Below are 21915 nucleotides of genomic sequence, written 5' to 3'. Positions count from 1 at the left end.
GGCGGCGTATCTTGGTGGCAGACAGAAGATTTTCCCGATCCGCCCGAGATCGCCGTTCCACGCTATTGCCCGAAGCCATGCACATCATCGGCTATCCTCCCCGGCGCTGGGGCGGAAGCGGCGGTCGTAATCGGTCGAATAGAGCGCGCTGTCACGAAAGTCTTTTACCGCAAGCGTGTGTCCGACCAGGATCAGCGCCGTACGCTCCAGCTTTTCGGCCCGGACCATGGCGGCAATCGTCTGCAGCGTGCCCTTGATCACCCGCTCATCCGGCCATGACGCGCGCCAGACGACCGCTGCGGGACAATCAGCGCCATAGAACGGCAGCAGATCCTCGACCACCTGCTCGATCACATGGATCGACAGATGGATGGCGAGCGTCGCCTTCGTCTGCGCGAAGGTGGCAAGCCGCTCCGTTTCCGGCATGGCGGAGGCGCGGCCCGAGGTGCGGGTGAGCACCACCGACTGGCCGACCTCCGGTACCGTGAGCTCGCGCCCTAGTGTGGCAGCGGCGGCTGCGAAGGCGGGAACGCCCGGTGTGATCGTGTAGGGGATGCCGAGCGCATCGAGGCGCCGCAACTGCTCGCCCATGGCGCTCCAGATCGAGAGGTCACCGGAATGGAGACGCGCCACGTCTTCACCCTGCTCATGGGCCCGTACGTATTCAGCCGTGATGGCATCGAGATCGAGAGGTGCCGTATCGACGAGCCGCGCGCCTTGCGAACACCAGGACAGGATCTCCGGCGGCACGATGGATCCCGCATAGAGGCAGACGGGACAGCGTTCGATGAGCGAGCGACCGCGCAGGGTGATGAGATCGGCAGCGCCGGGGCCAGCTCCGATGAAGTGGACTTTCATGGAGCGATCTCCAGGCGCGCGAGGGCGCAGGTGGCGGAGGCAGACGCGATGCGCTCCAGAATGAGGTAGGCGCGGGGACCGGCGGCGGTGAGTGCCGCCGCTTCCGCGACGGAGCCGACGCCATGCGCCGCGATGGAACGGGCGGAGTGCGTGCGTATGCGAGGCGCCGCTGCAGACAACTCGCTCTCTTCCACCGCAATCGCAGAAATCGCAAGCCTGCGGGCCGCCTCGGTAAAAGCTGGCTGGTCGGCGAGGGCTTCGATTGTCGCGAGTCTGGCTAAAGCATCGCGTGCAAGCGCTGCACGCTCCAATGCCTGTTCCACGAGAGTAACGATTTCCTCGGCGGTGACGCTGCGCCTGAATCCGATACCGGCGACGATCATGGCTTCGTCACCACCCATTGCGTGACGGGCATCGCCGCCCGCCAGCCATGCATGCCGCCGACGGGTTCGAGGCGCGAGACCGTCAGGCGCCGCATCGTTCCTCCATGCTGCGCGTAAAGCGAGCCGAGCAACGTCTCGGTTTCCAGCGTGACGCCGTTGATAACGAGACGCCCGCCTGATTTCAGCGCGGCCCAGGCGGTGTCGAAGACGCCGGGCTCCGAGGCTCCTCCGCCGATGAAGATGGCATCCGGTGTGGGCAGATCGTTGAGCGCCCCAGGTGCGCGTCCAATGCGGATGTCCAACGCCGTCGCGCCGAGTTCAAGCGCATTGCGGCGCGCGCGCTCGGCGCGCTCATCGCGTTCCTCGATCCCGATGCAGCGGTTGCGCGGATGGCGCAGGCACCATTCGATGCCGATGGAGCCCGCGCCTGCGCCGACGTCCCACAACAGCTCACCGGCCTTGGGCGCAAGCGCTGACAGCGTCAGCGCACGGATCTCCGCCTTCGTGAGCTGACCGTCATTCTCGAAAAAGGAATCGGGCAGGCCCGGCGCGAGAGTGACCACCTTGGCATCGCTCGCGGCGACGACTTCGATAGCAATTGTATTGAGCGGATCGATCTCGGCGATGGCGAAGTCGGCAGCGACCGCGCGACGGATGCGCTCGCCTGGACCGCCCATGGCTTCGCAGACGGTGATTGTCGAGGCTCCGAAGCCGCGCGTCCTCAGCAGCTTCGCGAGCTTACCCGGTGTCGAGCCGTCCCAGGACAGCGTGAGGATGCGAGCGCCCGGCTGCAAATGGGGAACGACCCGCTCCAGCGAACGGCCGTGCAGGCTCACGCAGTCACACTCCGGCAGCGACCAACCCAGGCGCGCCGCGGCAAGGCTGAAGGCGGACGGCTGCGGAAAGCATACGATTTCCTCCGCCGGGATGAGGCGCGCAAGCTCCGCACCGACGCCATAATGAAACGGATCGCCTGTCGCCAGAACACAGGTCGGCTGGCCGCGCCGGGCGAGGATCCACGGATAGCCCTCCGCAAAGGGGCTTGGCCAAGTCGGCGTCTCTGCTGAGAGAGGAGCTGCCAGGTCGAGATGGCGTGCGCCGCTGATGACGAATTCCGCGCGGTCCAGCGCGGCGCGGGCCGCAGGAGAAAGTCCCGCGCGTCCATCCTCACCGATGCCGATGATGGTGAGCCAGGGTCTGTTGGGCGCCATGCTCGACTCCTGCTCAGAATTCGGGGAAAAGGAGGCCATGCGCATCCTCATTCTGGGCGGCACGACGGAGGCCTCCGCACTCGCGGCGCGTCTGGCCGGACGGCCCGATTTCAGCCCGCTCCTGTCCATGGCCGGTCGCACCAGCGATCCGCGCCCCCTGCCGATCTCGACCCGCATCGGCGGCTTCGGCGGTGTGGCAGGGCTCGCCGGCTTTCTGCGCGAGGAGGGGATCGATGCCGTGATCGATGCGACCCATCCCTTCGCCGCCGTGATGTCGTGCAATGCGGCCGCGGCTTGCATGGAGACGCAAGTTCCGCTGCTCGCCTTGCGCCGTCCGGCCTGGGGGCCGCAGGGCGGTGATCACTGGATCGAGGTTTCCTCGATGGCGGCGGCCGTTCAGGCGCTGGGAGATGCGCCACGCCGCGTGTTCCTCACCGTGGGACGCCTCGAACTCGCAGCCTTCGCGGCTGCGCCGCATCACACTTACCTCGTGCGCAGCATCGAGCCCATCGGCGACGTTCTTCCGGTGCCGAACGTCATGACCATCCAGGATCGCGCGCCCTTCGACGAGGCGGCCGAGCGCGCGCTCATGGAACGCGAGCGCATCGACGTGGTGGTGACGAAGAATTCCGGCGGGGCGGCGACCTATCCGAAGATCGCGGCGGCGCGGTCTCTCGGCCTGCCGGTCATCGTCGTGGCACGACCGGACAAGCCGCCCGGTGTCGAAGAAGTTGCCAGCGCCGAGGCCGCGCTCGATTGGCTGGAGCGTCTTCACGGCCGCACTCCGTAAAAGCGCGGGGTGTAGACGTAAGGCGTGTCGCTCTCGGTCCGCGCGATCAGCCGCGTGGTGGAAGCTCCAATGATCACGACAGTCGACATATCAGCCATAGTGGCGTCCACCTCGGCGAGCGGCAGAATCCTGATCCGCTCGTCGGGCCGCCCCACGGCACGGGCCAGGATGATCGGCGTGTCCGGGCCGCGCGTCTCCGCGACGATCTCGAAGGCCGCACCGAGCTGCCAGGGGCGGGCGGAGGAGATCGGGTTGTAGAGTGCCACCACGAAGTCTGCCGCGATGGCTGCTCTCAGACGTGCCTCGACGACCTCCCAGGGCTTGAGGTTGTCCGAGAGCGACATGGCGCAGAAATCGCCGCCGAGTGGTGCACCGATGCGAGCTGCGGCGGCGAGCATCGCCGTGATGCCGGGCTCGACGCGGATGTCGAGGTTGCGCCACGCCGGATCGCCATTCTCCACCGCTTCGAATACCGCCGCGGCCATCGCAAAAACACCGGGATCCCCGCCGGAGACCACGGCGACGTGGGCTCCCTTCGCCGCAAGATCGAGTGCGAAGCAGGCGCGGTTGAGTTCGACACGATTATCCGACGAGTGACGCCGTAGGCCGGGCCTGTCCGGTACGCGATCCACATAGGGACCGTAGCCGACGATGTCGGTGGCGGACCCAAGCGCCTCGGAAGCGGCGGGCGTCAGGTAGCGTGGATCGCCCGGGCCGAGGCCGACGACGGTGAGGACGCCCGTCATACACGCCTCCCTTGGCCCGGCACGATGATGAGTGAGAAATATGGCGCCTCGACATCGCCCGGCAGATCGGGCAGCGGAACGATCTTCTCCTCTGCCATGGTGGCGCGCTCCACATAGATGGCACGCTCGAAAAGCCCGGTGGATTTGAGTGCCGCACGAACCTTTGGCAGATGGCTTCCGAGTTTCATCACCACGGCGGCATCGGTGCCTGAGAGGCGGAGTGTCAGCTCCGCCTCGGGCAGGGTTGCGGGCACGACGGTTAGCACGTCGTCGCCCCAGGTGATCGGCGCGCTGGCGCGGGTCCAGGCGCCCGACATGGCTGTGACGGCGGGCACCACTTCGATGGGAATGCGGTCTTTCAGGCGCCACCAGAGATGCATGAAGGAGCCGTAGAAGAACGGATCGCCTTCGCAGAGGACAGCGATGGTGCGCCCTTTCTCGACCTCGGCGAGAAGCCGCGCTGCCGCTTCCTCGTAGAAGGGATTGAGAGCTGCCGCATAATCCGGATGATCGGCCGGGATCTCCGTCGTCACGGGATAGGCAAGAGCGATCTCGCGCTCCGGGTTCTGGCCGACGACGGCATCCGCGATCGTGCGCGCGTTGCCGCGCCGTCCGCGCTTACAGAAATGAACGAGCCGGTCGGCCGTTTCCAGCACCTTGCGGGCGCGGACCGTCATGTAGTCTGGATTACCGGGGCCGAGCCCTAAGCCGAAAAGGCGGACGGGGTCTTGCATCGTCATCGGCTCACTCGACCGGGTTCGCGAGGGCATTGACCGCCGCCGCCGCCATGGCGCTGCCGCCGCGTCTGCCATGCACAACGAGATACGGCACGCGCCCGTCCTGGGCCAGAGCCACCTTCGATTCCGCTGCGCCGATAAAGCCGACCGGAATGCCGATCACAGCGGCGGGCCTCGGTGCGCCGGCATCGAGCATTTCGAGAAGGCGGAAGAGAGCAGTGGGCGCGTTGCCGAACACGACCAGCGCACCTTCCAGCCGCTCGCGCCACAGCTCCATGGCGGCGGCCGAGCGGGTGTTGCCGAGTTCCGCAGCGAGCACCGGAACGCGCGGATCGTCGAGGGTGCAGACCACGTCGTTGTTCGCCGGCAGTCGCGCGCGGGTGATGCCGTTCGCCACCATCTTGGCATCGCACAGGATCGGCGCGCCGCACTTCAAGGCCGCTTCCGCCGCTTCCGCGAAGTCTGGCGAGAGATCGACATCCTTGGGCAGGTCGGTCATGCCGCAGGCATGGATCATGCGCACGACGACGCGTTCCGCCGTGCCTGAAAAGCGCGAGAGATCGGCCTCGGCACGGATGATCGAAAATGACCGGCGATAGATCTCGGCGCCTTCGCGGATGTAGTCGCGGGAGCCGCTCATGGCTTGCGCTCCGGGAAGGTGCGGTGCAGCCTGGCAGGCGTCTTCGGCAATAAACGGGTCATGATCTCGTCGAGGAACATATGAAGAGAGGAAACATCGCGGGCGGAGCCATGGGGCACGACGTCATAGCGGCCATCGGCCCGTCCGACCAGTGTCAGATCGGCCCAGCCCGGATGGGCGCAGCCTTTCGGGCAGCCTGAGACGTGAACGGCAGCGCCCTGGGGCAGGAGATCGCCCCAGGCTTCGGCGAGCCGCAAGGCATCGGCGGGGGCGGCTGTCAGGGCGCTGGCGCAATCCGGCTTGCCGGGGCAGGCGATCAGCGACAGGCGGGGATCGTTCGCCTCGGTGATGAAGCCGGCGCGGGCCGCTTCGTTTAGAAGCACCAGCACATCCAGATCCGACACTCCTGGTACGAGGAGGCCGCGCGTGAATGAGAGGCGGATCTCGGACGTGCCGAAGCGCTCGCTCCAGGCCGTCACATGCAGCAGCTGCTCGGTATTACATCGGCCGAAAGGCAGCGCGAGAAGAACAGCATATCCGCCCTTGATCGGGATGACACCCGCGCGCAGGGACGCTGAGCGCTGAGGGACAGCGGCTGCCCGTTCAAGACCAACCAATGCCGTCAATTCCTGAACGAGATGCGGCTTGAGATCGCGAAGACGCCGCGCATCGGTGCGTCCGGTGCGCCTCATATCCGCGAAGTTCGATAGGATAGTGCAGGCGGCCTCGGGGGCGTGACAGAGGGCTGCCGCACCGATCACATTCAGGTTCTCGGACGATGGAACGCCGAAAGCAACCGTGCCATCCCCGCCTGCAATCAGCTGAAGATCGGCGCCGATGGCATCAAGGGGCATGGAACCGCGACCGTCGACGGCGACGAAGAATTTGGCGGGCAGGCCGTCCAGGTGGCTGGCTCCGACTTCGATGGCTTGTGCCAGAGCGAATGCATCGAAACGGTCGAGCGGGTCGAGACCGGCGAGGGGCGACAAGGCGGTGAGGCGGTTCGGGCCGTCGCCCTCGGGTTCGGCAAGGCCTTCGCGTTCGAGGAGAGCGAGCAACTCGGGATAGGTCTCGTCGCTCACGCCGCGGATCTGCAGGTTGCCGCGGGCGGTGATGTCGAGATGGCCGTTGCCGTGCTCGCGTGCAGCCCCCGCGATGAGACGTGCCTGATCGGCACTGAGCCTGCCGCCGAAGGGATGCAGACGCACGAGCAGGCCGTCGCCGGTTTCCATCGGGCGGCGCACGCCGGGGCACCATCCGCGGCGCCTTTCGCTGACAGTCCGCGCGCTCATTCGGCCGCCTCCTTTCGCTCATCGTCGAAAAAGGCTGCAACGGAATTGAGGCGGCTCTCCCACAGGCCGCGGCGGCGGGCATCGACCAGGCGGTCACGGATGGCCTGCGCGGCAGGAGGATTGGCGTCCTCGATCTGCTTCCAGGTTGGCTCGTCGGCGATCAGGGCCGTGAAGACGAGGTCGAGAGTTGTTGCGGGAACCGCATCCGTGGTCGCGGCAAAGGCGAAGAGAGCATCGATCCCTTGCGCGATCTCCGCGCCGCCGCGCCAGCCATGGCGGAGTTGACTCGCGATCCAGCGCGGATTGGTCAGGCGTCTGCGCACCAGACGGTCCACATCCTCGGCGAGCGTGCGGGCTTTGGGCTGCTGCGGACGGCTCGTGTCGAGACTATAGACGGCAGGCGAGGCGCCAAGCGCCCGGGCCGCCGCCGCAAAGCCGCCGATACTATCGGCGGCGGAATCGCCATCGAGGATATCGCGCTCGGCCACGTCGCTCACATGGACGAACGCTTCTGCCTGCTCGACGCGTTGCGGGAAGCTCTCGTCGGTAGAGGCCTCACCTGCGGCGCCGAAGGCATGGGAGGTGCCTTCGAGATAGGTCCGGCCGAGATCGCCTTTCGTCGTCCATTCGCCATCGAGTGCCTGGGCCGATACGCCGGCGCCGTAGGTGCCCGGCGCTGAGCCGAAAACGCGCGACAGCTTTTCGCCGCGCCGGCGCGCGGCGGCAAGCTCGTTCCACTCGTCGTCTTCATTGAGTGCGGCAACGGCGCGGGCCGCCTGGTCGAGCAGGGCGATCTGATCCGGGAAGGTATCTCGGAAGGCACCGGAGACACGAACCGTCACATCGGCGCGCGGTCGGTCGAGGAGGGGCTGCGGCACGATCTCGAAGCCGGTCACACGGGTCGAGGCATGGTCCCAGGTCGGGCGCACGCCCATGAGGGCGAGCGCGTGGGCGATGTCCTCGCCGCCGGAGCGCAGGGTCGGTGAGGCCCAGAGATCCATCACGATCCGGCGCGGCCAGTCGCCTTCCTCCTGAAGATGCCGGCGCACCACTTCGGCGGCGGCGCGCGAGCCGAGCTCGGTGGCGGCACGGGTCGGGATCGATCGCGGATCGAGGGTCGCGAGATTGCGGCCGGTGGGCAGCACATTGGTTTGGCCGCGCGAGGGGGAGCCGGAGGGGCCAGGGACGACGAAGCGGCCGTCCAGCGCCTTCAGCAACCCTTCGCGCTCGCCGGTGGCGCAGGCCTCGAAACCGTTTGGAGCGCTGCCGAAGATGTGGAGCCCGTCACGGATCGTCACCTCGCCGAGATCGCAGAGATGCGCATCGAGGCGCGTCAACGCTTCGTCCATCGGCATGCCATCGCTGACGCCGCAAGCGGCCGCAAGTCCGCTTGTCCTGGCGCGCTCCAGAATCTCTTTCGCAACGAGCTCCGCCCGGCCGGGATGAAGCACCTGGGCGGAGGAGAATTCCTCCACCAATTCCCGCAAGGCTGCCTCCTCGCCATCGAGACCCGCTTCCGCCGTCTGCGGCGTGAGATGGCCGATGGTGACGGCGCCGATGCGGCGCTTGGCGGGGGCAGCCTCGCCCGGATCGTCGACGATGAAGGGATAGATCACCGGCACCGCGCCGATGGCGAGACGCGGCCAGCAGGCGGTGGAAAGCGCCACTGCCTTGCCGGGCAACCATTCCGTGGTGCCATGCGTGCCGAGATGGATGAGCGCGTGAATGGTCTCCAGCGCGCGCAGGCCGCAATAGAAGGCGAGATAACCGTGGCTCGGCGGGCATTCCGGGTCGTGATAGAAGCCCTTGCGGTCGAGGCCGTGACCGCGATCGGGCTGCAGGGCGACGAAAATGTTTCCGGCACGGATCGCGCGGAAGCGGAAGGCATCGTCGGCGAATGCAGGATCGTCCTCAGGCTGGCCCCAGCGCTCGTCGATGACGGCACGCTGCTCGGCCGGCAGCGCGTCGAGCCACGCGCGGTAATCCGCCAGCGGGACGGCGAACGAAGCTTTGCTCTCGGTAAGACGCGGCATCAGTTCATCGGCCGTGAAATCCCGCGCGGCCGCGTAACCGGCTTCTGTGAGCGCGTCGAGGATTGCGCAGGTGCTGGCCGGCGTGTCGAGGCCGACCGCAAAGCCGGCGCGTCCGCCGCGCGCGGGGTAATCGGAGAGAACCAGCGCGAGCCGCCGCTCGTGACGCGGCGTTTGGGCGAGGCGCACCCACGCAGCGGCCATATCGGCAACGGCATCGATGCCGGCAACATCCGGAGCCTGCACGCGGCGCGAGAAGGCGAGCGTTGTATCCGCAGGCTCTTCGGCCTTGAACGAGATGGGGCCTGCGGCGATGCGGCCGTCGAACTCAGGCAGGGCGATCTGCATGGCGAGATCGGCGGCGGAGAGGCCGCGCGGCGAGGCTGCCCAGGCTTCCTTCGCGCTGCCGACGGGGGTCGCCTGCAGGATCGGGCAATCGGCTTCGTCGAGCACGAAAGCTTCATCGTCGCGCGACGAGAAGGCGGTCGTGGTCACGATGATGTCGGGATGGCGCGCTTGGGTGGCCCGCCGCACGACCGCGACGGCCTCCGGATCCTTCAGGCTCGAGACGGCGAGCACAAGCGCGTCGATGCCGCGCTCCGTGAGAGCCGCTGCCAACGCTTCGATGGCCTGCGTGTCGCCGGAGAGAACGGCGGAACGGTAGACGATGAGGTGAGCGAGGGGGCGGTTGCCGGAGAGGCGGGTAAGAGCGGCTTCGGGTTCGAGGATGCTACCGGCCTCTCCCCCCCACAAGGGGGAGGGAAAAGCGCCTCGGACCTCATCCTGAGGAGCAGACGAAGTCTGCGTCTCGAAGGAGCTTCCAGCCCGCATTCGATCCTCCTTCGAGACGCCGCTGACGCGGCTCCTCAGGATGAGGTCCGAGTGATGGGTCGGAAAAGCAGGCAGCCACGCGAAAGCGCGCGGAGCCGCGCGCGGCGGCTCGATGGCCTGATCCGTTTCCCCGATCTCTACCCCGACCCGCGCGAGCAGGCGGCGCATGTTGTCGAGGCCGCCGGCCTGGAAATAGGCCTCCAGCTCGTCGCAGAGCATCTGTGAAACTGTGGAGTAAGCCGACAGGCGCGGATCGGGTCGGTCGTCGCCCGGCAGCACCGCGAGCCTCACGCCATGAGATCTGCACGCCTGCGAGAGGTGCTCGACGCCATAGCGCCAGTAATCGAGCCCGCCGAGGCAGCGCACGAGGACGAAGCGGGCCTTGGCGGCGGTCTTCTCGATGTAGAGATCGACGGAGAGAGGATGGCGCAGGCGGCGCAGCGAGGCGAGGCGCAGCGATGCTCCGCCTGCCGTCAAACGATGCGCGGTCGCCAGCGTGCCGAGGTCACTGTCCGCGAAGGAGAGGACGACGATATCCCCCGGCGGCTGCTGGAGGTCTGTGGTCTCCGAGCCTTCGTCGAGGGAAATCGCTGTGACCGGAAGGAGGTGCATCTCATCCTGCGCGCAAAGCGGCTTCGACGGCCTTCACATCGAAGCCTTTGAGGCCGATCACCACCATGCGTCCGTCGCGCGCTTCGCCAGCCTTCCACGGCCGGTCGAAATGATGCGCGACGCGCTGGCCGACGCCCTGGACGACGAGACGCAAGGGCTTGCCGTCCACGGGCGCGAAGCCCTTGATGCGCAGAACGCCGGCCGCTTCGGCCGCGCGCTCGACGCGGGCGACGAGGGCCTCGGGCGTTGAGACAGGATCGACCGGGATCGCGACGCTGTCGAAATCGTCGTGGTCGTGGTCTTCGGCCGTCTCATGATGGGAGGGACGGGAATCGAGATCGGCTTCCGCCGCAGCGCCCATGCCGAGGAGAACGGTCGGGTCCACCTTGCCGTGTGCGGTCTCGATCACTTTCACGGCGCGGGGCAGATGTTCCTCGATCTCGGCGATTACCTTGCCCTTGTCGCCGGCTGCCATCTGGTCGGTCTTGTTGAGGATGATGAGGTCCGCGCAGAGGAGCTGGTCCTCGAAGACTTCTTCCAGCGGATTCTCGTGATCGACAGAAGAATCCGCCGCGCGCTGCGCTTCGAGCGCATCCGGATCATCCGCGAATGCGCCGGAGGCAACGGCCGGTCCATCGACGACGGCTATCACGCCGTCGACCGTGACGCGGGAGCGGATATCCGGCCAGTTGAAGGCGCGCACCAGCGGCTTCGGCAGGGCGAGACCCGAAGTCTCGATCAGGATGTGCTCGGGCGGATTCGGCCGGTTGAGCAACGTGTTGAGGGCCGGGACGAAATCGTCAGCCACCGTGCAGCATATGCAGCCATTGGGCAATTCGACGATGTCTTCCTGCGTGCAGCCTTCGATGCCGCAGCCTTCGATGAAGGAACCGTCGAATCCGAGATCGCCGAACTCGTTCACAAGGACCGCGAGGCGGCGCCCGCCCGCATTCTCGAGCAGGTGACGCACCAGGGTGGTTTTGCCGGCGCCGAGGAATCCGGTGACGATGGTGCAGGGGATCTTTTGCAGATCGCTCATGAAGTGAGCCTTTCGGCAGCTATATTAAGCCGCGTTGTTTGTCTTAAGGGGAGGAATCCGGGCGACAACGCCTTTGCGGAACGCCTCAGGGCGCTCGCGCCAGGGCACGAGGCCGTCGGCCGTCGCCGCATAACGGCGCAATCCGTCGAGGATGGTCTCGACCGAGGTATCGGGGTTCAGGTCGCCATAGATATAGGTCCAGCGTCCGGGGCCCGAGACCGCGATGGTGCAGGGGCGCTTGCAGACGGAGAGACACTCCACCGCCTCTACGCGCACCTTCGGTGCATCGGGATGCGTGAGTGCCTCCGTGAGGGCCCGGTGAAGGATCGCACCGGGCCGGAGTTCCCTGTCGTCCGGGCCACCCGCCTGACGGCAGGTGACGCAGACATGCAGGCAGATCTCCTCATGGGATGAGGGCATGGCCTCAAGCCGACGCGATCAGGCGGAGGCGTGCAGCGACAGGATCAGGGTTGCCGTTCCCATCACCGTAACGACAAGTCCGGCCAGACGCAGCTGGAGGGAGGGCGTGAGAGACGCGTGGGTGAACCGGCGGGCCGCGAAAGCGATGCCGGTCGTGAGAGCCGTCTGAATCACGACGAGACCGACGAGATAGGCCACAAGCGGAGCGGATTCAGCACCGATGATAGACTCGCCAAGGGCATAACCGTGAACGGCACCTCCAATGGCGAAGAGAGTTGCGATCGCTGCATAGGGCAGGGTGGTGCGCACGGTTGCCGCGATGCCGATGATCACGACACTCAGCGCCACGAGCGCCTCGGCATAGGGCAGGTCGAGGCTGGCGAGGTGCAGGCCGACGCCGGCCGCCATGGCCACGACCCAGAAGGCGGGAAGCGTCAGGCCACGGGCGAAGCGGACGGCGACCAGACCGACGCCGACGAGGGCGGCGAGGTGGTCGAGACCGATGACCGGGTGACCGAAGCCCGAGAGCAGACCTTGCATGAAGGTCGTAGGCGTCATGCCGCCCATGGGATGGTGGGCCAGAGCGGGCGTCGCGGCGACAAGGCCGGCGAGGGTCAGGGCCGTAAGGTGGGTCTTGGTCAGCAGGCGTGCGGTCATCGTTCTCTCCGTCGGGAGACTCTTCGGTTCGAGTCTGTTGCGCTTCCACGGACGGAACCGAACGACGGAACGTCATTCGACTACGGTCACCGTCGGCGCACCCCGTCCGACAGACCCGATAGAAGCAAAGGCTGACGGCAGGTCTCCTGGCTCGCGGGTCGATGCTTTTCTCCGCCTTCCCGGGTTTTAAGGCCCAGTGGCAATTGGAGCGAAGGCTCGCCGCTTACAGTTGCGGGGGCAGCCGCGGTGTCTCACCGCATTCCCTTTTCACCCCGTGTCCGGGGCACCGTCTGTGACATGCTTACCGGGGTGGGGGGCATCTTTCAAGCCTGGGCATGGCTCTCGGGACTGGTCTTGAAATCGGGCCCTAGCCTGTTCATGGTGCGGCCCTCTGATGCGAAAGCAGGCCCCGATGACCCAGGAAGAAGAGGCGCGCCATCGCGCCAAGATGATCAAGCGCAAGGAAGTCCAGGACCGCGAGGTTGCCTCGAAGACGGTCGAGAAGGGGCTCCTCATTGTCCATACCGGGCCCGGCAAGGGCAAGTCGACGGCAGCCTTCGGCCTCATGCTGCGGGCGCTCGGGCGCGGTTTCCACGTGGGCGTGGTGCAGTTCATCAAGGGCGCCTGGGAAACGGGCGAGCGCTTGGCTCTCGACCGATTCTCCGATCAGGTCGAGTGGCACACCATGGGCGAGGGTTTTACCTGGGAGACGCAGGACCGCTCCCGCGACGTGGCGGCGGCCGAGCGCGCGTGGGCCAAGGCCAAAGAGCTGATGACCCGGGAGGATATCCGTCTGCTCGTGCTCGATGAGCTCAATATCGCGCTTCGCTATGAATATCTGGACTTGGCCGAGGTGGTCGAGACCCTGCGCCAGCGTCGGCCCGATCTCCACGTGGTCGTCACCGGCCGCAACGCGAAGCCGGAACTCATCGAAGCCGCCGATCTCGTGACCGAGATGACCCTGGTCAAGCATCACTTCGCAGCCGGCGTGAAGGCACAGGAAGGCGTCGAGTTCTGATGCGTGCGCTCATGGTGCAGGGCACCGGCTCCAATGTGGGCAAGTCGCTTCTGGTGGCGGGCCTATGCCGGATTTTTGCGCGGAAAGGTTTGAAGGTCCGGCCGTTCAAGCCGCAGAACATGTCGAACAACGCTGCGGTGACGGCCGATGGCGGCGAGATCGGCCGCGCGCAGGCGCTGCAGGCGCGGGCGGCGGGCGTGGCACCCAGCGTCCACATGAATCCGGTGCTGCTGAAGCCCCAGAGCGAGATTGGCTCGCAGGTGGTGGTGCAGGGTCGCGTGGTCGGAAACGCCAAGGCGCGGGAATACCAAGCCTGGAAACCGCGCCTCATGGAGGCGGTGCTCGACAGCTTTTCCAGGCTTTCCGAAGAAGCCGATCTCGTGCTCGTCGAGGGCGCGGGCTCGGCATCCGAGGTTAACCTGAGAGCCGGCGACATCGCCAATATGGGCTTTGCCCGCGCGGCCGATGTGCCCGTGGTGCTCGTCGGCGATATCGATAGAGGCGGCGTGATCGCGAGCCTTGTGGGCACGAAGGCCGTACTCGATGAGGCCGATGCGGCGATGATCAAGGGCTTCATCGTCAACCGCTTCCGGGGCGATCCGGCCCTGTTCGGCAGCGGCATGCGCTTCGTGTCCGAGCGCACCGGGTGGCCGGCTCTCGGCCTTGTGCCGCATTTTTCTGATGCCGCGCGCCTTCCGGCCGAGGACGGTCTCGGCTTGCGGCGCGAGGGACGCAAGGGCTCTGTCGTCGTTGCTGTTCCGGTGACGCCTTGGATCTCCAACTTCGACGATCTCGATCCCCTGCGCGAGGAACCAGGCGTCGAGGTGATGCTGGTCGAGCCCGGCCAGCCGTTGCCGGCCGACGCGGCGCTCGTTCTGCTGCCGGGCTCCAAGACCACCATCGACGATCTTCTTTTCATCCGGGCGCAGGGCTGGGACATCGACCTCAAGGCGCATGTTCGCCGGGGAGGGCGCGTGCTCGGCCTCTGCGGTGGCTACCAGATGCTGGGCCAGCGGATCGACGACCCCTTCGGCATCGAAGGTGAGGCGGGTCGTTCCATCGAGGGCTTGAGTCTCCTCAATGTCACGACGACGCTCACCGCGACGAAGCGGCTCGAGGCGGTGACGGGCACCACGATGGCCGATGGTACGCCGCTCTCCGGCTACGAGATGCATATCGGCGAGACGTCAGGGCCTGATGCATCCTCGCGTCCTTTCGCGGAATTGGCGAACGGGCAACGCGATGGCGCTGTCTCAGCCGATGGTCGGGTAACCGGCACCTATGTCCACGGCCTGTTCTCGGATGATCGTCAGCGGTCGCGGTGGCTGCAAATGCTGGGAGCTGAGACAAGCGATCTCGCCTATGAGGCGCTCGTCGACGATATTCTCGACCGCTTCGCCGATCACCTGGAAGCGCATCTCGATTGCGAGCGGCTGCTCGCGATCAGTGCCCGATGATCCAGGCGAGTGTCGTCAATCCCGCTGCCAACGCAAACAGCAATCCGCAGGCCGTGCGGTAGAGCGCAAGCGCCCGGTCGATGTCGTCCGCATTCGCCTCGGCGCGGCCGTCGCCCATCCAGCGGTCCTCGACGCGCACATCGCCATAGACACGCGGTCCGGCCAATCGCAGGCCGAGCGCTCCCGCCATCGCGGCTTCCGGCCAGCCGGCATTGGGCGAACGGTGATGGGCAGCATCGCGCCGAACCGCGCGCCATGCGCCCTGCGGAGAGGCTCCAGGTCGTAGGGCGGCTGCGCTGATGATGAGCAGCGCCGTGAGGCGCGAAGCAGGCAGGTTCACGAGATCGTCGAACCGGGCGGCAGCCCAGCCGAAGGCCTCGTGCCGGGGCGTGCGGTGGCCGATCATGCTGTCGGCGGTGTTCGTGGCCTTGTAGAGGGCCGCACCCGTCAGCCCGCTGAGCCCGAGCCAGAAGGCAGGCGCCACGATTCCATCGGAAAAGTTTTCAGAAAGGCTCTCGATGGCGGCACGGGACACGCCTGCTTCGTCCAGGCTCAGCGGATTGCGTCCGACGATCATCGAAACCGCCGAACGTCCGCCCTCGATCCCGCCCATACGCAGCCCTTTCGATACGGCTGCCACGTGCTCATGCAGGCTGCGCTGGGCAATGAGGGTGGTGGAGAGAAGGGCGAGGATCGCAAAGCCGACAAGGCCGAGCGACAGAAGGGCCGTCTGCAATGCCCAGATCGCCGCTCCCGTGATGGCCAGTAGCAGCACGAGGGCGAGGACACCCGCAGCGCGGCGGCGACCAAAGGACCAGTTCTCGCGGTTCAAGCTCTGGTCGAGCCCTTTGATCAGCCGCCCGATCCAGGTGACGGGATGCCCGATCCACGTGTAAAGGCGGTGGGGATAACCGAATGCCGCCTCTGCTGCGAGGGCGAGGCTCAAAATCAGCAGGCTATCGGAGAGGGCCATGGGTGAATCGGATGAGTGAGGCGCGGATCTGGCACGGGGGCGATCTGGACGAGGCCCGGCGGCTCTTTCCGGAAGCGCCCGAACCGTGGATCGACCTGTCGACGGGGATCAATCCCATAGCCTATCCCATGCCCTCCTTGCCAGCCTCCCTGTTCGAGCGGCTGCCGTCTCCTGCCGACCATAAGGATCTGGAAGCGGCTGCAGCGGAGGCCTATGGCGCGTCAGACGTTACAAAAGTGGTGGCCGCACCGGGAACGCAGGTTCTCATCAGCCTGCTGCCGGCCCTGTGGACCCCGTCGCGCGTGGCCATCCTCGGGCCGACTTATGCGGAGCATGCTCATGCTTGGCGCGGGGCAGGGCACGAGGTTGCGGAGATCGGCACGATCGATGCGGCTGAGAATGCGGATATCGTTGTTGTGGTGAACCCCAACAATCCCGACGGACGTCTGCTCCGCCGCGAAGCCCTGCTCGAAGCCGCCGCCAATCTGCAACTGCGCGGAGGCTGGCTCGTGGTCGATGAAGCCTTCGCCGATTTTGACGGGAGCGAGACGCTAGTCCCGGTTTTGCCGGAGAATGCCATCGTTCTGCGCTCCTTCGGCAAGACATACGGGCTTGCAGGCGTAAGACTCGGCTTTGCGATTGCAGCCACTGGTGTTGCGACGAAACTGCGAAGGGCGCTTGGCCCCTGGTCCGTCTCAGGTCCCGCCATGGAGGTCGGACGTCGGGCAATGCGCGATCACGGATGGAGACTAGCGGCACAGGAGGCACGAACTGCGGATACCCGCCGCCTCGACGCGCTGCTCGCGCCGCATTCGGATCGGGCGCTCGGCGGCACGATCCTCTACCGTCTCATAGGCAGCAGCCGCGCTCCTGAGTTGTTCGCTCATCTGGGGCGTCACGGCATCTGGGTTCGGCGCTTCCAATACGATCCACGCCTTCTACGGTTCGGGCTGCCGGGCTCGGAAGAAGCGTGGCGGCGTCTCGAGCGCGCGCTTGCCAGCTTTTCTTAAGTTTTCCAGTTGAATCCGAGAAAGAGAAAAAGCCGCGTCCGATCTTTCAATCGGGACCGCGGCTTACAACCGTGCTAAGCCCCCTAGGCACGGTAGTTTTGAAATATATCTTTGGTGACTGTTGTTTTAATTGTCCCGCATCAATGGTTTGAATCTATAGCCTAACTCCCGTGGAAAAATAAATAGTGGAAAATACGTACCACTAATGATCGAGCTTGGCCGTACTCTGCGTATTGTTAAGTTTACGAATGAGAATCCTGCCTGGTGTTAAACTTTCACAGAGCTTTCTTTGAATGGGGGACAAGGAATGCTTGTCCAAGCATTCGGGATGGTGAATAGTTTAGGAATAAATATTTATACTGAGTTTTCGGCTTCTGATCATGCAGGAACCTATCGACGAAACGGATGGGACGCCGGCGTGGGCCAAGGCGATGTTTCGCCGCTGGCAGGCCATTCGGACCAGCATCCTGGTCCTGATGACGATGGTGGGGCTTCCATTGATCGGCGGCTACGAACTCTATCGCGCGGTCTTCCACGGTCAGGTTTGGCGCATCACACTCGGGCGCTCCCGCGGCTTGGTCAGTTTTGCGGACGAGCCAGTCCATTTTACCTTTGGCGTGGCACTGGCGATTTTTCTTCTGGTCATATGGGGCATGGGGTTGGCGCTGTACCACCGCGTCCGCAGAATCCCGGAGCAATGGAACGGATCCGGGAGGCTTGAGTCTGAAGGACACTGATGCGACATCGAGAGATGAGGTTGAATGTCATTTGGGCGCATTGAGGAGAAGACCATCAGGCCCTGGAACACGCCCGGGCTGGCCTGTCTCGGCGCATTTTTCGGCATCGGACTCGCAACGGCCCATCAATTCCATCATGTAAGTGCCGATGATCTCCCCGAGCAGAGTGCCATCGTTCACATCTTCGGCGAGCTCTTTGTCGTGACGATCGGCGGTGCTGTTCTGATGGCGATTATCTCCGAAATTCGGAATTGGTTTGTGAGACATGAGGCTGAGGGGAGAAGCCGCTCAAGAGCCGATTTTGAGTCTTGATCTGATCTTTCCGGTCGGCGTTTGCGCGGACATCGAGTGTTTTTTCGGCGAAGTGGATCCGGTTCACCATCAAACAACGCGGTAAAGCAACGAGAAGAGCCGATTCCCCGCCGGTGGAATCGGCTCTTCTCGTCACCGCCTCAGGCGCTTCACATTGGCCCGGACTTTCTTGCGATATCCCTTCACCACCTTATGGGCCGACCCGCCGGTTGCGAGTGTGGCGGCTGCTTCCGCAAAGGCGGTAACCTTCTCCGTCACCATCAGCAGATTTTCCGCAGCGGAGCCCTGGCCCATGGCGGCTCGGGACAGGCGGGCCCAGATCACCGTCTGAGCCTCGAAGGCAAGCATCGTGGTGTCTGTGGCAAGTTTCATCCAGGGCAAAAGCATCGTAACTCCTGAAGAATATATCGGCGTAGGGAAACTATGGGCTTGGGTATTCGATCCGCTGAACGCGAAGGAAGAGTGGGCAAGGCCATCAACGTGGCGTCATGGACGTCATAAAGGATGGGGCCTGTCCGGAATAGTGAGCGGGGATTCAGAGTGAATTTCAAGATCTGTCATTGCAAATTAACATAGGTGAATATCATGATGGGAGCGGTCCCATCAATTCAGAGTTGCCGAGGGGATGCGTCGTGCCCCGCTATTACATTGATGTCAGGAGCCATTTCGGCATTGATGAAGATCCAAGTGGAATCGTGTTGCCCGACATAGCGGCCGCCAAGACAGAGGCCTTGAAGGTGGCCGAAAAGCTCCTGAAAAGTTGGGCCGGAATGTCGCCCAGTTACAGCAGCGAGATCGTGATCGAGATCGTAGGGGAGGATCTCCGTCCCGTCCTGATCATCCCATGTGAGGATCTTGGGCTGATATCTCGCGAATAAGTTCGGAACATGGCCGGTTGCGCAATTCAGGGTTCCACGCCCCTCCTGTTCGTGAACGAGATATGCGCAAGATGCCGCGCACATCTGACACCATCTTCGGCATCGCTGCCGTGATGCGCGGTTGAAAGACTGGGCCGGCGTTCTGCGCAGCCAGTTCAATAATCCTGCTGCTTCACTTAAGGATTAACCCGAGCGGCGAAGAGCCAATGACCGTACCTTTAACCTTATGGACTGCTGGCCCAGCTCACCAGAGCACTTTCAGGGTTCTGGTTCAAGGGAGTTGCCACAGTCACCGGAGCAGGAGGATTGGCTCTGGTCATGCAGATCTGCATATGAGCCTTGCGGGCCTCCTTGATCTCGTGCCGGTAATCGTCGAGCGACAGGTTACGGGTTCGGTAGATCAGTCTCGTCTCCTTGTAGCATGCATTCCAACGGGCTTTTCCCTCCGGTGCAGACGCCCAGCGATGTTCCTGTGCGGAGACGCCACCGGAGGTAAGTGCAGCTACGGCCAGTATACCAAGAGTTAAATGACGCATATGCAGTGCTCACGTTGTGAGTATTGGCTCACTCGGCGAGTATAAGCACTCAAGGCCACTTATGTCTCAATGAAGGGAGCTGAGCAAAAGTGGATCCACTTTTGCTCCATCGCTTCACGGTTGGGTCCGAGTAGATCGTTCAGCTGCGACTAAAGTCGGAAAGAGCTTCCTGATCGTATGGAATTTTCACGAGCTATGCGCCTTGAACCTTCAATGTGCACGACATCATCAACCGTTATCAGCGCCAGTGGACTTGCCGGATCGGCGCATGGAATCCTCCCGCATTACGGGAGCTGACAGCACAAAAGAAAGGCCGCGAGGGCTGCTGTCACGGCCGTAGCGATCAAGCCCTTGTCGATGACATGGTCCATCAGGGCAGTGCGATTTGGCATTCGCTTGATCAAGCCGCGGCTCGCTTGCAGGGGTAACTAGGCTGCCTTAGCTGGGGCAGGCGATTGTCAAGTCAACGGTCCAACCGCCCGCTCCTATGTCATGGAGTGCGGCAGGAGCTGGGAAAACTTCCGGCGGATGATCTCGTAGCACTCGCAGGATGTCTCTTCGAGACCGCGGCGATCGACGATGGTGATGACGCCTCTGCTCTGACTGATGAGGCCGGCTTCATGAAGGGTGCGAGTGATGGCGCTGACCGTCGAGCGCTGGACGCCCAGCATCTCCGAGAGGAATTCATGCGTCAGGGGCAGCTCATCGCTGCCCCAGCGGTCGCGTGTGCTGAGGATCCAGCGGCAGCAGCGAGCCTCGACACTGTGAGTGGCATTGCAAGCAACGCTCTGGAGCGTTTGCGCCAGCAGGGCCTCGGTAAAGCGTAAGACGAGCTGCTGAATGCTGGGCCGTGTTCTGAATGCATCATTCATCCAGTCGAGCTCGATCCGGGATGCTGAGCCCGAGACTTGCACGATATAGCGTCCGAACGAGCTGCGGGAGACGAAGGCGCTGACGAGACCGAACAGGGATTCACGCCCGAAGGTCGCCATCTCGGCCGATTTTCCGTCCAGCATGACGGTGACGAGAGAGATCACTGCATTATGAGGAAAATAGGTGAATTGAATCGCCTCCCCGGCCTCGTAAATCACCTGACCTCTTTGAAGGTCAACGAGGTTCAGATGCGGCTTGAGACAGGCGAAATCCTCAGGATCCAGAGCGGCCAGAAGCCGATTCGAGCGGTGAGGGCTGTCCAACTGAACCTGTGCCATGGCGAAGGTCCCGTTCTGAACAGGTGTCATTCTACCACAATGAGCAGGCTAAGGATTGCCGAATATGGGCCCAACTGGGACGCGATAGGCATTTAAAATGCCTATCCCGCTTCTCCTTGAACATCTTCAGAAAAGGAACGGGCATCGGTCTCGATCCACTGTCCCTCGGGCCAAGAGCCGAGGATCTGTCCCGCGAGTTCGGTGATGGCGGGATCGGTCATGCTGCCGGATGTGCTACGGCGCGGTCGCGGCCCGCTCGCTTGGCCTGGTAAACGGCGGCGTCGGCTCGCGCTGCAAGCACGTCAATGCTCTCAAGATCATCCGGACCGACGGATGCGATTCCGATGCTGACGGTCACAAAGATGCGTCCTTAGCGCAGTCGCGGTGAGGGTTCCATCGGTCATCAAATCCTATCTCCGTCATGGAAATGCCTGGGAGAGGGGCAGGCCGAGGTTCTGCATGAGGGAATGAGGTCATTGACGAGCGAGCACGAAGAAAAGCCGCGCCTGATCCTTTTGGCGGATTAAGGCGCGGCCCCGGCCCATAGTTGCCCCTACGGGAGGCTGTTAGGTAAAAATTAACCTTGACCGGAATGCGGCTTAGCTTCGGACTTTCCTTGACCATTCTGTGGAGCTGCCATCCCTCGGATCAGGTCCTGGCCGGAAGGCTCGGAGGGGCAGCGGTGGCGCAGGAAGAGGCCAGGGTCGCCTAGGTTAGGGGGCGAGGCGATCCAGAGAAACCCGTCATTATCTTCGGCTGGTCAGAAGAGTTAGGGAGACCGTTCGACCGCAGGTGGCTGTTATCTAGGAGCGTCCCTTCCAAGCCGTCTGAGCCCCATCAGGAGGGCCCTGCCTGATGAGCTCCCTTTTGTGCGGGCAACGATAGCTCAGCGTGACGCGCCCCATCGGTAAAGTTCGTCCCCGTAGGGGCGAATGCCGGTCAGCTTGCTTTCCGCTTCCGGGTGGCGGCCGCCTTTTTTGCCGATGCAGACCGAGCCGCGGCGGGACGCTTGGCTGAGGCCGCTCCGCCACGAGCACCGCCCTTTTTCGCGGATACATTCGTATCCTTCTTGCCGCGTCCAGAGCCGCTCTTGTTGCCGCCCCCGCTTTCCTTATTGACGGTCGCCCAAGCACGCCGCTCGGCCTCGTTTTCCGGAATACCACGCTTCTCGTAGCCTTCCTCAATATGCTCGGCTTTTCGCTTCTGCTTGTCAGAATAGGCAGACTTGTCACCGCGGGGCATCAGCGCCTCCATGAACCGTACGCGAAATGCATGAGGTCCGGCCCGTTTCCTGTTGACCACAAGGATCATAGAGCTCGGACCTCGTCCATTTGCGGAAAACGAGGAGTCGAAGCATCGGTTCCGGGCCATGCGTTGGACGAGGCAGGTCGATCCCGAGGAAGCCGTCATTGCCTTCGGCCAGGTATCAAAGGAGTTCGCGAGGCTGGCCATCGTCTGGGGAGCAGCGTTCCTTCCGAGCCCCTACCGGAACCCTGCCAGGCCGTCCCAAATGAGGCTTCTTTTGTGCGGGCATTCG

General features: G+C 64.2%; 24 protein-coding genes and 1 riboswitch. Of the genes, 7 read left to right on the top strand and 17 right to left on the bottom strand.

Annotation, left to right across the window (positions count from 1 at the left end; all coding sequences use genetic code 11):
• Positions 1–84: 84 nt before the first annotated feature.
• The 3 genes from cobM to cbiE are packed head-to-tail and all read right to left on the bottom strand — an operon-like array spanning position 85 to position 2452.
• Entirely contained in the window at positions 85–858 is a 774-nt protein-coding gene (gene cobM, locus ACS5Q1_RS22465) for a precorrin-4 C(11)-methyltransferase (RefSeq protein ID WP_473100258.1), read from the bottom strand.
• Entirely contained in the window at positions 855–1241 is a 387-nt protein-coding gene (locus tag ACS5Q1_RS22460) for a cobalamin biosynthesis protein (RefSeq protein ID WP_473100257.1), read from the bottom strand. Before ACS5Q1_RS22460 ends, cobM begins: the two co-directional genes overlap by 4 nt.
• Positions 1238–2452: a precorrin-6y C5,15-methyltransferase (decarboxylating) subunit CbiE gene (cbiE, locus tag ACS5Q1_RS22455; protein ID WP_473100256.1), complete on the bottom strand. Its 1215-nt coding sequence runs from the start codon at positions 2450–2452 to the stop codon at positions 1238–1240. The genes ACS5Q1_RS22460 and cbiE overlap by 4 nt, the downstream gene beginning before the upstream one ends.
• A gap of 37 nt (positions 2453–2489) precedes the next feature.
• On the opposite strand from cbiE, the gene ACS5Q1_RS22450 reads away from it, so the two are divergent.
• Complete coding sequence (locus ACS5Q1_RS22450; RefSeq protein WP_473100255.1) at positions 2490–3242, top strand: cobalt-precorrin-6A reductase; 753 nt, start codon at positions 2490–2492, stop codon at positions 3240–3242.
• Here ACS5Q1_RS22450 and cobJ read toward each other — a convergent pair.
• Genes cobJ through ACS5Q1_RS22410 form a run of 8 tightly spaced genes read right to left on the bottom strand, consistent with a single transcriptional unit; the run spans position 3224 to position 12246 of the window.
• Positions 3224–3988, bottom strand: a complete 765-nt coding sequence (cobJ, locus tag ACS5Q1_RS22445; RefSeq protein ID WP_473100254.1) for a precorrin-3B C(17)-methyltransferase — start codon at positions 3986–3988, stop codon at positions 3224–3226. The two genes, ACS5Q1_RS22450 and cobJ, sit on opposite strands and share 19 nt — an antisense overlap.
• Positions 3985–4728, bottom strand: a complete 744-nt coding sequence (locus ACS5Q1_RS22440) for a precorrin-2 C(20)-methyltransferase (protein WP_473100253.1) — start codon at positions 4726–4728, stop codon at positions 3985–3987. The genes cobJ and ACS5Q1_RS22440 overlap by 4 nt, the downstream gene beginning before the upstream one ends.
• A 4-nt stretch (positions 4729–4732) precedes the next feature.
• Complete coding sequence (locus ACS5Q1_RS22435) at positions 4733–5365, bottom strand: precorrin-8X methylmutase (protein ID WP_473100252.1); 633 nt, start codon at positions 5363–5365, stop codon at positions 4733–4735.
• Positions 5362–6657 carry a precorrin-3B synthase gene (cobG, locus tag ACS5Q1_RS22430; RefSeq protein ID WP_473100251.1) on the bottom strand — a complete coding sequence of 432 codons (1296 nt, stop codon included), beginning with the start codon at positions 6655–6657 and terminating at the stop codon, positions 5362–5364. Before cobG ends, ACS5Q1_RS22435 begins: the two co-directional genes overlap by 4 nt.
• Complete coding sequence (gene cobN, locus ACS5Q1_RS22425; RefSeq protein WP_473100250.1) at positions 6654–10130, bottom strand: cobaltochelatase subunit CobN; 3477 nt, start codon at positions 10128–10130, stop codon at positions 6654–6656. The genes cobG and cobN overlap by 4 nt, the downstream gene beginning before the upstream one ends.
• Before the next feature lies 1 nt (position 10131).
• Complete coding sequence (gene cobW, locus ACS5Q1_RS22420) at positions 10132–11169, bottom strand: cobalamin biosynthesis protein CobW (RefSeq protein ID WP_473100249.1); 1038 nt, start codon at positions 11167–11169, stop codon at positions 10132–10134.
• Positions 11170–11193: 24 nt separating this feature from the next.
• Entirely contained in the window at positions 11194–11589 is a 396-nt protein-coding gene (locus ACS5Q1_RS22415) for a DUF1636 family protein (RefSeq protein WP_473100248.1), read from the bottom strand.
• Positions 11590–11607: 18 nt separating this feature from the next.
• A complete protein-coding gene (locus ACS5Q1_RS22410) occupies positions 11608–12246 on the bottom strand; it encodes a HupE/UreJ family protein (RefSeq protein WP_473100247.1) in 639 nt (212 codons plus the stop codon).
• Positions 12247–12365: 119 nt separating this feature from the next.
• A riboswitch (cobalamin riboswitch) is annotated at positions 12366–12552 on the bottom strand.
• A 106-nt stretch (positions 12553–12658) separates the two neighbouring features.
• On the opposite strand from ACS5Q1_RS22410, the gene cobO reads away from it, so the two are divergent.
• Positions 12659–13264, top strand: coding sequence for a cob(I)yrinic acid a,c-diamide adenosyltransferase (cobO, locus tag ACS5Q1_RS22405; protein ID WP_473100246.1), 606 nt, complete (start codon positions 12659–12661; stop codon positions 13262–13264).
• Positions 13265–13275: 11 nt separating this feature from the next.
• Positions 13276–14721 (top strand): cobyric acid synthase, encoded by a 1446-nt coding sequence (locus ACS5Q1_RS22400; protein ID WP_473100269.1) that lies wholly within the window; start codon positions 13276–13278, stop codon positions 14719–14721.
• Here ACS5Q1_RS22400 and cbiB read toward each other — a convergent pair.
• Positions 14708–15694 carry an adenosylcobinamide-phosphate synthase CbiB gene (gene cbiB / locus ACS5Q1_RS22395; protein WP_473100245.1) on the bottom strand — a complete coding sequence of 329 codons (987 nt, stop codon included), beginning with the start codon at positions 15692–15694 and terminating at the stop codon, positions 14708–14710. The two genes, ACS5Q1_RS22400 and cbiB, sit on opposite strands and share 14 nt — an antisense overlap.
• An 11-nt stretch (positions 15695–15705) precedes the next feature.
• On the opposite strand from cbiB, the gene cobD reads away from it, so the two are divergent.
• The 3 genes from cobD to ACS5Q1_RS22380 all read left to right on the top strand — a co-directional run bounded on the left by cobD (position 15706) and on the right by ACS5Q1_RS22380 (position 17753).
• Positions 15706–16704, top strand: coding sequence for a threonine-phosphate decarboxylase CobD (cobD, locus tag ACS5Q1_RS22390; protein ID WP_473100244.1), 999 nt, complete (start codon positions 15706–15708; stop codon positions 16702–16704).
• A 380-nt stretch (positions 16705–17084) separates the two neighbouring features.
• Positions 17085–17441: a hypothetical protein gene (locus tag ACS5Q1_RS22385; protein ID WP_473100243.1), complete on the top strand. Its 357-nt coding sequence runs from the start codon at positions 17085–17087 to the stop codon at positions 17439–17441.
• A gap of 24 nt (positions 17442–17465) precedes the next feature.
• On the top strand, positions 17466–17753 hold the full coding sequence (locus tag ACS5Q1_RS22380; RefSeq protein WP_473100242.1) for a hypothetical protein: 288 nt from the start codon (positions 17466–17468) through the stop codon (positions 17751–17753).
• Positions 17754–17885: 132 nt separating this feature from the next.
• On the opposite strand, the gene ACS5Q1_RS22375 is transcribed toward ACS5Q1_RS22380, so the two are convergent.
• On the bottom strand, positions 17886–18140 hold the full coding sequence (locus tag ACS5Q1_RS22375) for a hypothetical protein (RefSeq protein ID WP_203440045.1): 255 nt from the start codon (positions 18138–18140) through the stop codon (positions 17886–17888).
• A 245-nt stretch (positions 18141–18385) separates the two neighbouring features.
• On the opposite strand from ACS5Q1_RS22375, the gene ACS5Q1_RS22370 reads away from it, so the two are divergent.
• Positions 18386–18631, top strand: a complete 246-nt coding sequence (locus ACS5Q1_RS22370; protein ID WP_203440043.1) for a DUF6894 family protein — start codon at positions 18386–18388, stop codon at positions 18629–18631.
• Between the two features lie 224 nt (positions 18632–18855).
• On the opposite strand, the gene ACS5Q1_RS22365 is transcribed toward ACS5Q1_RS22370, so the two are convergent.
• From ACS5Q1_RS22365 to ACS5Q1_RS22350, 4 genes are all read right to left on the bottom strand, one after another.
• Positions 18856–19167 (bottom strand): hypothetical protein, encoded by a 312-nt coding sequence (locus ACS5Q1_RS22365; RefSeq protein ID WP_473100241.1) that lies wholly within the window; start codon positions 19165–19167, stop codon positions 18856–18858.
• Between the two features lie 485 nt (positions 19168–19652).
• A complete protein-coding gene (locus ACS5Q1_RS22360) occupies positions 19653–20378 on the bottom strand; it encodes a Crp/Fnr family transcriptional regulator (RefSeq protein ID WP_473100240.1) in 726 nt (241 codons plus the stop codon).
• Positions 20379–20595: 217 nt separating this feature from the next.
• Positions 20596–20736: a diguanylate cyclase domain-containing protein gene (locus tag ACS5Q1_RS22355; RefSeq protein WP_473100239.1), complete on the bottom strand. Its 141-nt coding sequence runs from the start codon at positions 20734–20736 to the stop codon at positions 20596–20598.
• Between the two features lie 581 nt (positions 20737–21317).
• The gene (locus ACS5Q1_RS22350) at positions 21318–21620 is read right to left on the bottom strand and encodes a plasmid stabilization protein (RefSeq protein ID WP_473100238.1); all 303 of its coding nucleotides are present in this window, start codon (positions 21618–21620) and stop codon (positions 21318–21320) included.
• Between the last annotated feature and the right edge of the window lie 295 nt (positions 21621–21915).

The organism is Microvirga sp. GN3 (genome assembly GCF_055792825.1).
This window is presented reverse-complemented; position numbering and strand designations above follow the sequence as displayed.

Excerpts from the sequence above, each read along its gene's own strand:
- ACS5Q1_RS22435 (WP_473100252.1), bottom strand. The coding sequence starts at position 5,365 with ATGAGCGGCTCCCGCGACTACATCCGCGAAGGCGCCGAGATCTATCGC.
- ACS5Q1_RS22460 (WP_473100257.1), bottom strand. The coding sequence starts at position 1,241 with ATGATCGTCGCCGGTATCGGATTCAGGCGCAGCGTCACCGCCGAGGAA.
- cobD (WP_473100244.1), top strand. The coding sequence starts at position 15,706 with ATGAGTGAGGCGCGGATCTGGCACGGGGGCGATCTGGACGAGGCCCGG.
- ACS5Q1_RS22350 (WP_473100238.1), bottom strand. The coding sequence starts at position 21,620 with ATGCCCCGCGGTGACAAGTCTGCCTATTCTGACAAGCAGAAGCGAAAA.
- cobJ (WP_473100254.1), bottom strand. The coding sequence starts at position 3,988 with ATGACGGGCGTCCTCACCGTCGTCGGCCTCGGCCCGGGCGATCCACGC.
- ACS5Q1_RS22380 (WP_473100242.1), top strand. The coding sequence starts at position 17,466 with ATGTCATTTGGGCGCATTGAGGAGAAGACCATCAGGCCCTGGAACACG.
- ACS5Q1_RS22440 (WP_473100253.1), bottom strand. The coding sequence starts at position 4,728 with ATGACGATGCAAGACCCCGTCCGCCTTTTCGGCTTAGGGCTCGGCCCC.
- ACS5Q1_RS22400 (WP_473100269.1), top strand. The coding sequence starts at position 13,276 with ATGGTGCAGGGCACCGGCTCCAATGTGGGCAAGTCGCTTCTGGTGGCG.
- ACS5Q1_RS22450 (WP_473100255.1), top strand. The coding sequence starts at position 2,490 with ATGCGCATCCTCATTCTGGGCGGCACGACGGAGGCCTCCGCACTCGCG.
- cobG (WP_473100251.1), bottom strand. The coding sequence starts at position 6,657 with ATGAGCGCGCGGACTGTCAGCGAAAGGCGCCGCGGATGGTGCCCCGGC.
- ACS5Q1_RS22375 (WP_203440045.1), bottom strand. The coding sequence starts at position 18,140 with ATGCTTTTGCCCTGGATGAAACTTGCCACAGACACCACGATGCTTGCC.
- ACS5Q1_RS22415 (WP_473100248.1), bottom strand. The coding sequence starts at position 11,589 with ATGCCCTCATCCCATGAGGAGATCTGCCTGCATGTCTGCGTCACCTGC.
- ACS5Q1_RS22410 (WP_473100247.1), bottom strand. The coding sequence starts at position 12,246 with ATGACCGCACGCCTGCTGACCAAGACCCACCTTACGGCCCTGACCCTC.
- cobO (WP_473100246.1), top strand. The coding sequence starts at position 12,659 with ATGACCCAGGAAGAAGAGGCGCGCCATCGCGCCAAGATGATCAAGCGC.
- cobM (WP_473100258.1), bottom strand. The coding sequence starts at position 858 with ATGAAAGTCCACTTCATCGGAGCTGGCCCCGGCGCTGCCGATCTCATC.
- cbiB (WP_473100245.1), bottom strand. The coding sequence starts at position 15,694 with ATGGCCCTCTCCGATAGCCTGCTGATTTTGAGCCTCGCCCTCGCAGCA.
- ACS5Q1_RS22360 (WP_473100240.1), bottom strand. The coding sequence starts at position 20,378 with ATGGCACAGGTTCAGTTGGACAGCCCTCACCGCTCGAATCGGCTTCTG.
- cbiE (WP_473100256.1), bottom strand. The coding sequence starts at position 2,452 with ATGGCGCCCAACAGACCCTGGCTCACCATCATCGGCATCGGTGAGGAT.
- cobN (WP_473100250.1), bottom strand. The coding sequence starts at position 10,130 with ATGCACCTCCTTCCGGTCACAGCGATTTCCCTCGACGAAGGCTCGGAG.
- ACS5Q1_RS22365 (WP_473100241.1), bottom strand. The coding sequence starts at position 19,167 with ATGCGTCATTTAACTCTTGGTATACTGGCCGTAGCTGCACTTACCTCC.
- cobW (WP_473100249.1), bottom strand. The coding sequence starts at position 11,169 with ATGAGCGATCTGCAAAAGATCCCCTGCACCATCGTCACCGGATTCCTC.
- ACS5Q1_RS22385 (WP_473100243.1), top strand. The coding sequence starts at position 17,085 with ATGCAGGAACCTATCGACGAAACGGATGGGACGCCGGCGTGGGCCAAG.